The 11,729-nt window shown below is 46.6% G+C and carries 10 protein-coding genes and 2 pseudogenes; 10 read left to right on the top strand and 2 right to left on the bottom strand.

Annotated elements, in window-relative coordinates; all coding sequences use genetic code 11:
• The first annotated feature begins 63 nt into the window (after positions 1-63).
• The 9 genes and pseudogenes from OGY07_RS08085 to OGY07_RS08045 all read left to right on the top strand — a co-directional run bounded on the left by OGY07_RS08085 (position 64) and on the right by OGY07_RS08045 (position 8,610).
• Positions 64-1,211 (top strand): IS3 family transposase gene (locus OGY07_RS08085; RefSeq protein WP_199957947.1). Its coding sequence is split into 2 segments (ribosomal slippage): positions 64-301 and positions 301-1,211, totalling 1,149 coding nucleotides; the frame shifts between segments, so codons are not numbered across the junction.
• Positions 1,212-1,267: 56 nt separating this feature from the next.
• Positions 1,268-1,711, top strand: coding sequence for a DUF4145 domain-containing protein (locus OGY07_RS08080; RefSeq protein WP_502872427.1), 444 nt, complete (start codon positions 1,268-1,270; stop codon positions 1,709-1,711).
• A 1,140-nt stretch (positions 1,712-2,851) separates the two neighbouring features.
• Positions 2,852-3,601, top strand: coding sequence for a Rha family transcriptional regulator (locus OGY07_RS08075; protein ID WP_286599841.1), 750 nt, complete (start codon positions 2,852-2,854; stop codon positions 3,599-3,601).
• 307 nt (positions 3,602-3,908) lie between these two features.
• Entirely contained in the window at positions 3,909-4,388 is a 480-nt protein-coding gene (locus tag OGY07_RS08070; RefSeq protein ID WP_286599839.1) for a hypothetical protein, read from the top strand.
• A gap of 468 nt (positions 4,389-4,856) precedes the next feature.
• Positions 4,857-5,426 carry a recombinase family protein gene (locus OGY07_RS08065; RefSeq protein WP_226632252.1) on the top strand — a complete coding sequence of 190 codons (570 nt, stop codon included), beginning with the start codon at positions 4,857-4,859 and terminating at the stop codon, positions 5,424-5,426.
• A 403-nt stretch (positions 5,427-5,829) separates the two neighbouring features.
• Positions 5,830-5,928 (top strand): annotated as a pseudogene (locus tag OGY07_RS08060) (LysR family transcriptional regulator); the annotation flags it as partial.
• 243 nt (positions 5,929-6,171) lie between these two features.
• Positions 6,172-7,221 carry an NAD(P)-dependent alcohol dehydrogenase gene (locus tag OGY07_RS08055; RefSeq protein WP_286599834.1) on the top strand — a complete coding sequence of 350 codons (1,050 nt, stop codon included), beginning with the start codon at positions 6,172-6,174 and terminating at the stop codon, positions 7,219-7,221.
• A 219-nt stretch (positions 7,222-7,440) separates the two neighbouring features.
• Positions 7,441-7,794 carry a cyclophilin-like fold protein gene (locus OGY07_RS08050; protein ID WP_023320388.1) on the top strand — a complete coding sequence of 118 codons (354 nt, stop codon included), beginning with the start codon at positions 7,441-7,443 and terminating at the stop codon, positions 7,792-7,794.
• A gap of 24 nt (positions 7,795-7,818) precedes the next feature.
• Positions 7,819-8,610, top strand: coding sequence for a carboxymuconolactone decarboxylase family protein (locus tag OGY07_RS08045; protein ID WP_352487308.1), 792 nt, complete (start codon positions 7,819-7,821; stop codon positions 8,608-8,610).
• Positions 8,611-8,699: 89 nt separating this feature from the next.
• Here OGY07_RS08045 and OGY07_RS08040 read toward each other — a convergent pair whose 3' ends face one another.
• Positions 8,700-9,599 (bottom strand): LysR family transcriptional regulator, encoded by a 900-nt coding sequence (locus tag OGY07_RS08040; RefSeq protein ID WP_286599832.1) that lies wholly within the window; start codon positions 9,597-9,599, stop codon positions 8,700-8,702.
• Positions 9,600-9,817: 218 nt separating this feature from the next.
• On the opposite strand from OGY07_RS08040, the gene OGY07_RS08035 reads away from it, so the two are divergent.
• Positions 9,818-10,690 (top strand): aldo/keto reductase, encoded by an 873-nt coding sequence (locus tag OGY07_RS08035; RefSeq protein WP_286599830.1) that lies wholly within the window; start codon positions 9,818-9,820, stop codon positions 10,688-10,690.
• 52 nt (positions 10,691-10,742) lie between these two features.
• Here the strand turns inward: OGY07_RS08035 and OGY07_RS08030 are convergent.
• Positions 10,743-11,136 (bottom strand): annotated as a pseudogene (locus OGY07_RS08030) (alpha/beta hydrolase family protein); the annotation flags it as partial.
• Positions 11,137-11,729 lie beyond the last annotated feature (593 nt).

The following is an 11,729-nucleotide window of genomic DNA, read 5'->3' as shown; positions in this document are numbered from 1 at the left end:
TGAATCGCCACGGGTTTAACAGACACCCCAGAGTCATTTAAGATGACTTAAAGAGAGGTGCCCATGAGCGGTAAGCGTTATCCTGAAGAGTTTAAAATTGAAGCAGTCAAACAGGTTGTTGATCGTGGTCATTCTGTTTCCAGCGTTGCAACTCGTCTCGATATCACCACCCACAGCCTTTACGCCTGGATAAAGAAGTACGGTCCGGATTCTTCCACTAATAATGAACAGTCAGATGCTCAGGCCGAGATCCGCCGACTCCAGAAGGAGTTAAAGCGGGTTACTGACGAACGGGATATATTAAAAAAAGCCGCGGCGTACTTCGCAAAGCTGTCCGACTGAGGTACGCCTTTATCCGTGACAACAATCGTTGCTGGCCTGTCCGCCTGCTCTGCCAGGTGCTGGATGTGCATCCGAGTGGGTTTTACGCCTGGCTTAAGCAGCCACATTCACGACGGTATCATGCTGACCTGAAGCTGACGGGACATATTAAGCAGTTCTGGCTGGAGTCGGGCTGTGTTTATGGCTATCGCAAGATCTATCTCGATCTGCGGGATTCCGGGCAACAATGCGGTGTAAACAAAGTCTGGCGGTTGATGCAACGTGTGGGGATAAAGGCTCAGGTCGGATACCGAAGTCCACGGGCGCGTAAAGGTGAAGCCAGTATTGTGACGCCCAACAAGCTCCAGCGGCAGTTCAACCCGGAAGCACCGGATGAACGTTGGGTTACGGACATAACCTACATCCGAACCCACGAAGGCTGGTTGTATCTGGCCGTGGTGGTTGACCTGTTCTCCCGAAAAGTTATCGGCTGGTCAATGCAACCCCGAATGACAAAAGAGATTGTCCTGAACGCATTACTTATGGCGGTGTGGAGGCGTAATCCTCAAAAGCAGGTACTGGTTCACTCTGATCAGGGCAGTCAGTACACGAGCCATGAGTGGCAGTCGTTCCTGAAATCACACGGTCTGGAAGGCAGCATGAGCCGTCGCGGAAACTGCCACGACAATGCGGTTGCGGAAAGCTTTTTCCAGCTACTGAAGCGCGAACGGATTAAGAAAAAGATCTACGGAACTAGAGACGAAGCCAGAAGCGATATTTTTGATTACATCGAAATGTTTTATAACAGTAAGCGTCGGCATGGTTCGAGCGAGCAGATGCCACCAGTTGAATATGAAAACCTATATTATCAACGACTCAGAAGTGTCTAGGTTATCCGTGGCGATTCAGTGAGGAGTACTCATATTGGTTTGAGGAGTCCCTCCTAATTCCTGCATCTGCGAATGTTGAAATGCCGAACCCAGACATGCCGGATGACTGCAAGGCCGACTATATGGAAGCCAGAAGCATTGTCAACCTGTCTCCTAAAGGAGCCGCAGCGCTTCTCCGTCTGTGCCTTCAGAAACTGATGGTCCACTTAGGTGAACCAGGGAAAAACATTAACGATGACATTAAGTCTCTCGTGGAGAAAGGCTTACCTCCTCGCATTCAGCAAGCAGCGGACATCTGTCGTATTGTTGGCAATCAAGCGGTCCACCCCGGAGAGATTAGTCTTGATGATGACCCACAGTTAACGCACGGTCTCTTTAAACTCTTGAATATCATTGTCGATGACCGAATCACAAGACCAAAAGAAATCGAAGCGATGTTCCAAAGTATGCCTGAGGGGCCGCGTCAGGGCATCGAAAAGCGGGACAAAAAGAGCGCATAAGATAGTAACGACTCACTATGGGATAGCTCGTGTTCGGCAATCCTATAGTGAACTCTTATTGCTTGAATATCTGGTCGATATTTATGAATTAAAATTCACTTTTGGTGAACCTTATTTTTTCATTAATTGATTGTTTTATATATGGATTTTAATTAACCCTCATTATAGGGAGAGACACCCATAGGAACAACATAAAGTTTTCTCATTCACGAACACGCATTGATATACAGACTGCTCATATGGCTAGAGTTCTGGTTGAACCAAATGGCCTCTCGTTTTCATCCATGCGCTACTGCCCTCCCTTTGCACGTTAGCAGCACGATCGGCGAAGTTACCGACATATCGAATTAACACCCACTATAGGGAGAAGGACAACAAAAAGTTTTCCCCTTTCTCAGGCGACTCTAATTATTCATTCACAATGTGAAAACCTCGTAAACCCTCGATACATCTCTGACGTACCTGATACGTTATGACAACTTCGCGGCTGGTACATTGTGATTTCCTTTTAACTAACAGCGACCGTAGATACGACTACGACGACTAAGCGACTCAGGGGGGGGATGGGCCTGAGGAATAGCTACAGCAAAATATATGTGAGACAGACAGATACGTATTAGATATATTCTAATTCCTCTCTCTGGTCTTATTACTGGATGGGTTAAAACCTTAAGGGAAATACCTAAAGTTTTTAATTCTAGGTAAATTAAAGACACATAAAGATTAAAAACTTAAGGGAAATACTTAAAGAGGTGATGGTAATATTGGTCATTAACAATCACCAAACTCAAAGATGCCCTGTAGGTTATATCTTCTAGAATAATATTGGTCTTATGAAATAATCCATAATAAATTAAGACACAATTAAAGCCCCCCATGGGGGAAACAAACAATTGGCAATACGCTTTCGGTTCTTCTGCTGGCTCAGTCTCAGCGTCCCGACTCAATGCTAGCGCCACGTGTCTCCCCCCCGGCTAGCTCAGCTATTCACGTCGTGCCACCGCAAGTGCACATCATTATTTTAACCTCAAAGCCATTCTGTCTGCATCCTGTTGTCCTGCTGGTCTCCCTATTTCGTGGGGCTTTGAGTTGGTCGGAGGGGGCGGCTTCAGGGTGCAGACAAAAAGGAATCACGAAATTATGAACAATCAATCAATCAAGTTACCGAGCAATTCCATTATTAACCTTGACCAGCTTATCTCGATGACCTCAGTTGAAATTGCTGAGATGACAGGCAAGGAGCACCGAAATGTCCTGCGTGATATTCGTAATATGGTCGAAGAGCTTAATGGCCCCAATTCTGGGGAGTGCTCAAAGTTGAGCAGTCATGAAGGGATAAGTGAAGATGTTTATTTAAACGGTCAAGGGAAACAGCAGCCGTTATATAGGCTCGACCGAAAGCATACCTTTATATTGGTCGCTGGTTATTCTGCCCATCTCCGCGCCAAGTGTTACGACCATATTCAGACGCTAGAACGTCAAGTCCTCCAACTTGAAGACCAGAAGAAGCAAGCAGCCATTCAGTCCGCTAACCGTCGAGGCGTGACATGGGGTGATTACTGCAAGACGCATGGTCTGCCAGCACAGAAACTGATGACCATCCTTAAGAAAGAGTGCAAGTTGTTTCGAGTAAATCCGGTCAGTGGTGAGTGGTCAGTAAAGCCTACCTTTGCGGAATACTTTCGGATTATCAAACCTACTGACCGTCGATTCAACCCGAACGGTATCAACATTCGGTTTAACGCCAAGGGGCTGGAGTTCTTCAGTCAACCTGAAAATGTGCTCAAGATGCGCGGAAAAGTAATCGCCATTCACGGTAATGATACTGACAAACAGCGATACCTACAGGCAGTAGCAAAGATGGGAGGCCCTAATTATGAACAAGCTTGACTCCTCGGATACATGAAAGCTGTAAAGTCCTCCGCTTAATGACAGTGGATACCAAAACGCTGATCATTGCTCTGGGTCAGCCTGTCGAAGCAACCCGCCCGTATTACTCCAAGGTTACTTTCTGTTTTGAGCGGGCATAAGTCGGATGTGCTATGTCTCGTGGTAACTAAAACATGTTTGAACTCTGTCGGTAGTAATCATAGATTTCAACGATCAATGTTTTGGTAATGATCGAAACAAACGATCAGAGCGATGACCGTAATCGCGTTATCCTTAGAATTAGCTATTGTCTTCTGAGGAAATAAATTTGTTTGGGATTTTTAAGAGAAAGGTAAAAACGGAAAGACGCTACGATGTGACACCTATCCATTCCGAACTAGTCGTGATGTCTGCGGGTCTAATAAGCAAACAAACCGAGATGTTTAATGCAATGACGGATGAGGAAAAGAGGGAGGAAGTAGGTCGCCCGTATTTATCTGCGGGATACATTTCACCTTGGGTTATTGGGTATATAGCAGGGTGTTTGGATGCAGTCACTCAAACTGAAGCTAACAGGATGAAATATACGTCCGAAATGCTGGGGATACTTTTTTCAGTCATTTTTGGTGATGATAAGTCTCAGGAAGCAATGATAACTTATATATCGTGTAACGAAGCCAGTTCGCCAGACCATGCCTTTCATGTTACGTATGAAATTTATATGAGTGGTCTTGTGAAAGCCTTTAATGAGGTATGCGAGAAGAAGCCGGTAGTTGGGCTTCTCAACTATTTATTGCAGGATGAATAATATCCTCGATCCCACTCCGCGTGAATCACATAAAAGCCCCCATAGAGGTAACGCTCTTGGGGTTCATTTTTTTTGTTATAATATAACATATCAACTAAGCATAGACGCCAGTAGTACTATTAGTATCATTATTAGAAGCATCTAGTGGGGCTCAGAGCGCCTTATAGCAATACCTACAGCTACCAATGGGCACATCTTTTGAAAATTACCACAAAAATCTGAGCGGTTATCCAATAAATTAAGCCCACCTTAGGACCCCCATACGCCCACCTTGTTACCCGTGGGCGGTCATGCCTTGGCGCACTGAGTATCTTTTGATGAGTATCTTTTGATGAGTCTCTTTTAAGTACACGCCAGTGAGACTAGTCGGACAGTACCGTATTGAGTATCAAAACGTGGTTGTCATAAGTCTAATGATACTGTATCTTTAGTGTCAGTTAAATGATACTTCGGACAGGGAGAGACATAATGGGCAAGACTTTTGGTTACATCCGAGTGAGCAGCAAGGACCAGAATGAAGCACGTCAGGTGGAAGCGCTTAAGGGTCTTTGCGATGACCTGATGATTGACAAGGTATCTGGCAAGGATGCTGACCGTCCAGCACTACAGGAGCTACTCAAGGTGGTTCGTCGTGGTGATGTCGTGGTAGTCAAGAGTGTGGACCGATTAGCCCGTAACACAAAGGACCTTCTGACTATCCTTGAGACCCTTGTTGACGCTGGCGTTACGGTTCGCTTTATTGATAACCAGATGGTCTTTGATGATACGCCCACCAGCCGCTTTATGATTACCATGTTGGGGGCTGTAGGTGAGCTTGAGCGTTCGTTCATCAGGCAGCGTCAGAGTGAAGGTGTGGCGATAGCTAAGGCTGAGGGCAAGTTTAAGGGCCGTCAAAAGGATGACCAGTTAAGGACTGAGGTGGTGAAGCTGTTGGGCCGTGGAGACTTGAGCGCTGACCAGATTGCTAAACTTGCTGGATGTGGGAGAGCTACAGTGTTCAGAATTAAGAAGGAGTTAAGTAATGAGGTTGCTAAGTAAATCTCACTATCTCCCTTGGTCAATCTGTTAAGTCGTCTATCAGTTGTTAACTCAACGTCAGAACTTATTGACCATAGGGGTCTATTAGCTGTAACTTCCTATGTAACCCGAGGAACTCTTCGGTGCTTTAGAATCAAATGGTTAACGATTGGAATTACTGTCAGTTCGATTCCCTTCGCCCGCTCCAGCCTCAAGCCTTCTGAAGTCTGACCAACTCAATTTTCCCTTTATAAATCAGCAGTTATAGCATTCTATTAGTCTATTGGACTCAATTGTACTCCTGTTGTCGTCGTCATTGCTTAACCAGACACTGACAGGATGGCAACTGACCACGACTGGCATTCTAAAATGCTTTACAAGTAAGATACTTCATGCATGCTTGCAAAGCGCTGACCTTCATGGGAAAACATATCTGCCCGTTTATCTCTATCATCCGAAAAATTCCGGCAACATCAAATTAGTCAAAGCCCTGATCGATTTTCTGATCGCCACAACAGCGTGATAAAAACCAGCAACTCACTGTTAAGTACAGTGCTGTGAATGTAGTAGACGTTTAGGGTCCCCTGTGGGATTCATTAATTTTGTTCATTACTGATATCACAATTGCACTATTGTACGGAGAAAGTCGTTGTTGTTACCGTTATGTACGTTTTGACAAATACTCTTCGCATCGCTTGCTGGTTAATTGCACGCGCTAATCGGGGGATTTTCTTATTCCAGAATTGAAAAAGAACATGAGGTATTAATGAAAACGATTGGTTATGCAGCGCACGCTGCCGACGCGAAACTGGTTCCTTATCATTTTGAGCGTCGGGATTTACGTGAAAACGATGTCGCTATTGAAATTCTTTACTGCGGCGTCTGTCACTCAGACTTGCATACGGTCAATGGAGACTGGGGTCCGCAGCCTTATCCTTTGATCCCGGGCCACGAAATTGTGGGTGTCGTCACGTCCGTGGGGCAGAATGTCAAAAAATATCATCCAGGCGATCATGTCGCCGTTGGCTGCATGGTGGATAGCTGTCTGCACTGCGATCAGTGTGAGCATGGCGAAGAGCAATTCTGTCGTAACGGGATGACGCCTACCTATGGCGCACCGGATCGCTTGAGCGGCGAAATCACTCAGGGCGGATACGCCAAACATATTGTCGTACGCGAAGAGTTTGTCCTGCGCGTGCCGGAAAATATGGATCTGGCAAAGACCGCGCCGATCCTTTGTGCTGGTATCACAACCTTCTCTCCGTTGCGTACCTGGAATGTGGGCTCGGGAAGTCGCGTTGGCGTGATCGGATTAGGTGGCCTGGGCCATATGGCGGTTAAGCTGGCCGTGGCGATGGGGGCCGAGGTGACCGTCATCAGCCGCAATCAGAACAAAGAGGAAGAGGCAAGGGCGCTGGGTGCGAAAGGCATTTTACCTTCTTCCGATCCGCAGGCATTGCAGGATTCAGCCTGTGCATTCGATTTAATTATTGATACAGCGCCCGTCAAGCATGACCTGAATATCTATACCCCGTTATTGGATATTGATGGCTCGTTAGTCATTGTCGGCCAGGTTGGTCTGATGGATGAACCGCTCACGGTTCCTCTGATCATGGGACGCCGTCGCGTTGCAGGTTCGCTGATCGGCGGCATTGCGGAAACCCAGGAAGTCCTGGATTTCTGCGCGAAGCACGATGTCTATCCTGAGTGCGAAATGATAAATATCGATCAGATCAACGATGCTTTCGCTCGCCTTGCACAGGGAGACATGGCCCACCGCTTCGTCATTGATATGGCCTCGCTGAGCGCAGAATAAACGAAAATACGCAGGCGGTAGCGCGCGTTGGCTACCGCTTTCACAACGCCTCTGCGTCTTTTTTAAAAACAGTCGCAATTGATGTCGTCCGAGTGGCTCCTCATGTTTATTTATTCAAAAAACCAACGTGTATTTTCCAGATTTTCAGGATGGGGCATATTGGGTCTGATATTCATGTTTTCGGCTACGGCGAGCGCGCGGAATACAGAGGAAAATGTAATGAAGATAAATATCATACTTAACGATAAAACCCTTACCGCGACCCTGAATAACTCTCCTGCGAGCCGAGAATTTGCGGCCTTATTACCGCTTACGTTGCAACTGAAAGATTATGCCGGGGAGGAGAAAATAAGTGACTTACCTTCCCGGTTGACCACCGAAGGTTCACCCGAAGGAACGTCAGCAAAAAAAGGCGATATAACCCTTTATGCGCCCTGGGGAAATCTGGCTATTTTTTATAAATCCCATAGCTATGTGTCTGGCTTAATGAAACTTGGGCAATTAGATGAGCCAGATGCATTGCCCGTCCACCCTGATGCCTACAGCGCCAGATTTGAACTGTTGACGGAATAATCGTCACTCGGCGGGAGAAAATGAATGATAAGCAGGATATTTCTGGCGATTCTTTCTCTGTTATTGATGAGCGGATGCGTTTCCCAAACCACGCAAAACAGGAGTTTGAAAATGACACAAAAAGATACACATGGCGCCGTTGCTGAAGTCGCACCCGCTATGGCTGCGTATGCTGAACGATTTATTGAAAAAGATCTCTGGAATCGTCCGGAGTTGTCACGTCGCGACCGCAGCCTGGTCACGATTGCAGCACTCATCAGCCGGAATGATACGGCTGAGCTTCCGCACTACCTTAACGTGGCGCTGGATAGCGGCGTGAAGCCCGCTGAAATCTCCGAGGTTATTACCCATCTGGCATTTTATGCTGGCTGGCCAAACGCCACCTCTGCGGCGCTGGTTGCCCGCAACGTCTTTGCGCACCGCCATATCGATACGGCATCCTTGCCAGGGGATAAAGTGGATTTCCTGCCTCTGGATAAAGCGTCGGAAAACCAACGTGCCACGATGGTTGAGTCAAACTTTGGCAAGGTATCACCGGGGGTCGTGAAATACACCACGGATGCACTATTCCTTGACCTGTGGCTGCGGCCGGGTCTGGCACCACGGGACCGAAGCCTGGTAACGGTTAGTGCACTGGTTACCGCCGGGCAAGTGGCGCAAGTGCCGTATCATCTTAATCGGGCGATGGATAATGGTTTGACCCAGACTCAGGCCTCAGAGGTCTTGACACAGCTGGCCTTTGTGGCGGGCTGGCCAAACATTTTCTCAGCTTTACCCGTATTTAAAGAGGTATTTACAGGCAGAAACCAGGCCTGACGGCTGACGATTCGCAAAAGCCAGCACCTGAACAGGTTCTGGCTTTTTTCTTCCAGGAGTCACAGGTCGTTAATCCTGCCAGGGCCTGTTCAGGGATGTTTGTAGTGGCGCAGCGCGTCAATAACGAGCTGGAAAGCTTTCGAATGATTTCTGTTTTCCGGGTAGTAGATGTAATAACCATCCCAGTAAGGACACCAGTCTTCAAGGACGCTAATCAGTTCGCCGCGGGCGAGCTGTTTCTCTGCTATATCACGGGGAACATGTGCCAGCCCATATCCTTCTATGGCAGCCTGCAAATTCTGATAGATACGACTAAACACAAGCTGACCGCTGACCTTGACGTTCAGGCTCTTTCCTTCTTTTTCGAACTCCCAGACATACAAATTACCGTGGGTGGGAAAACGAAGATTGATGCAGTTGTGATCAATAAGATCGTTAGGATGCTGCGGGTAAGGGTGGCGGGAAAAATAGTCAGGAGAACCGACGACAGCAAAGCGCACATCCGGGCCGATACGCACGGAGATCATGCCATTAGATATTTGCTCACCGAGTCGCGTCCCTGCGTCAAAGCGGCCGGAGACAATATCCGTCAGCGCATAGTCATCAATCAGCTCCAGAGTAATATCCGGGTATTTCTTGAGTAGCGGCTCAAGCTTGGGCCAGATAACAGAGTCGATCGCATAATCTGACGTTGATATACGTACCGTACCGGCGGCTTTACTGTTGAGGTCCTTCAGTGACTGTAATCGCCCCTGGATCCCATCAATATAAGGGCAGAGGTCATCCAGCATGGATTGCCCTATATCGGTCAACGAAATACTGCGTGTGGTACGGGTCAGAAGTTTCATCCCCAGACGGGATTCGAGGGTTCGAATGGTATGGCTGAGGGCTGATTGTGAAACGCCTAAATGCGCCGCTGCTTTGGTAAAGCTCTTTTCACGTGCGACCACTATAAACGCCATTAAATCATTAAGGTTTTCCCGTGCCAACCTGTGCCCCTTACTACCAAAAGAAAGTGATGGAGTAGTGTAGCGTAATGCATAGCGAAGGGGCACTTAATGGAAAGGTAATTTACGGCGTTAAGCTGGTCGATTTCGGGGGCGTAATTTATGAAAAACGTGCATAAGTCATATCAGATTTCGCGCCTAACTCATGTCTGTCTTTTTATTCTAGAATGATTATTCAGGTATGGCAGAGGAATTCAAAAGTGGATTATTCATTATTAAACAATAACCTGAAAATGCCGATGGCAGGTTTCGGTGTTTTTCAGGTAACAGATAAAGAAGAATGTAAACAGTCAGTATTGACTGCTATTCGTACTGGCTACCGCCTTATCGATACCGCAGCAGTTTACGGTAATGAAGATGCTGTTGGTGACGCAGTGCGCGAGGCGATTGCCAAAGGGTTATGTAGCCGCGAAGAGTTATTTATTACCTCAAAACTGTGGGTACAGGACATGGCCAGTTACGATATGGCCAAAGCAGGGATTGAAGCGTCGTTAGAAAAATCAGGGCTGGAATATTTTGACCTTTATTTATTGCATCAGGCTATGCGTGATTACTTCAGTGGGTGGCGAGCGCTTGAAGATGCCTATGATGCCGGTAAGCTTAAGGCGATTGGGGTGTCCAATTTCTATGCTCATGTATTAGCAAATTTCTGCGAAACCGTCAGAATCAGGCCAATGGTGAATCAGGTTGAATTGCATCCTTACTTTGCGCAGCCTGCTGCACTTGAAACCATGAAGTATTACAACGTTCAGCCGGAAGCATGGGCACCCTTAGGCGGGGGAAGGCATAAGCCCTATGAAAATGAAATGCTGCAGCAAATTGCTGATGCTCACAAAAAAACAGTTGCTCAGGTTGTCCTGCGCTGGAATGTGCAGCGTGGTGTCACTGTTATCCCTAAATCCACCCGTCAGGAACGTATTGAAGAGAACTTTGCCATCTGGGATTTCTCATTGACTGAGAGCGAAATGGCGCAAATCAGCGCACTCGATTTAGGCTACGTCGGTGATGCCGTGAAACACTTTAATCCAGAGTTTGTGCGTGGCTGTCTTGGTGTGAAAATTCACGATCGCTAACGCTGATCTGGGTATTGAGCCTTCATTATTGAGGGCTCAATACGATTTTGTTCTATTGTAGATTTTTTTCCTTCAGTAATTGACTCACCAAATCAGCAATCTGCACATTATTTAAATCAGAGAACGGGAAATGAGTATTTCCTTTGATTCCCACTTCAGGTAGATGCGTCACCGTCACATCACCGCCATGCTTGTTCACCACGTCACGCCACTCACGAGCCATCGCCAGACGTACGCCCCAGCTGTCCTGCGCGGGCATGGCGACAGGTTTATCCGGTATGTTATCGCCGTAAATAATCAGAATCGGGATTTTGGGCTGTGCCATAAACGATTGCCGGGCCGGATTTATCCACGACGGCGGACATCGCATCAGAGATAACATCGATACCAAACGGCCCGGTATTTGGGGGCATCTGACGGAAATAGTGTTTCAGTGCTTCCTTGTTCCTGAATGACCAGCGGTTTTTCCCGACGCGCAGTTAGGGCGAGACTGGCAAGGATGTCGTCGCTGTCTCCTTTATACAGCTGGCGGTTACACAATCCTCACAGACCTGTAACACCTCATCCGACCGTATTGGCAGGCTCTGAAAGAGGTCAGGATAATAAGAATACCTGTAGTCAGACAAAAACAGGCTATGAAATGTTCAGGGGTTATTAAGTTTCACCTGAAATTATAATAAGTTACGGCTGCATGCCAGGCTTAACGCCTTTTCCTCGCCAGAGGCGTAATTAAAATTTATAACAAGAACAGTAAGACTTTATTTTTAGGATTAATCTCATCCAGGTTGCAAAATTTAACAATTCGCGTGATTCAGATCACAAATCAAGAAGTTTTTTTATGGGGTTTATTCCTAAATCGTTTGTACAGTCTGGATAAAAAAAATGAGACTTATTCTTATTTCAGTTTTTTATTCTAGGAATAATCCCTTATTAATTAGGAATTTCCTCGAATTGATTAGCGAAACATTTGTTTTTTTATGATGAAATAAATAAAAAATCTGTTTAAGCGCCGTTGAGGTTTATATAAAAAGCTGGTCTT

Origin of the sequence: Citrobacter sp. Cs237 (assembly GCF_030332325.1) — a bacterium.
Classification (GTDB): Bacteria; Pseudomonadota; Gammaproteobacteria; order Enterobacterales; family Enterobacteriaceae; genus Citrobacter_A; species Citrobacter_A sedlakii.
The sequence above is the reverse complement of the archived record's forward strand: the minus strand, read 5'-3'. Positions and strand labels throughout refer to the sequence as shown.

Bases quoted from the DNA above. Each gene is read 5' to 3' on its own strand.
- OGY07_RS08050 (WP_023320388.1), top strand. From the start codon at position 7,441: ATGAAGATAAATATCATACTTAACGATAAAACCCTTACCGCGACCCTG.
- OGY07_RS08065 (WP_226632252.1), top strand. From the start codon at position 4,857: ATGGGCAAGACTTTTGGTTACATCCGAGTGAGCAGCAAGGACCAGAAT.
- OGY07_RS08075 (WP_286599841.1), top strand. From the start codon at position 2,852: ATGAACAATCAATCAATCAAGTTACCGAGCAATTCCATTATTAACCTT.
- OGY07_RS08055 (WP_286599834.1), top strand. From the start codon at position 6,172: ATGAAAACGATTGGTTATGCAGCGCACGCTGCCGACGCGAAACTGGTT.
- OGY07_RS08045 (WP_352487308.1), top strand. From the start codon at position 7,819: ATGATAAGCAGGATATTTCTGGCGATTCTTTCTCTGTTATTGATGAGC.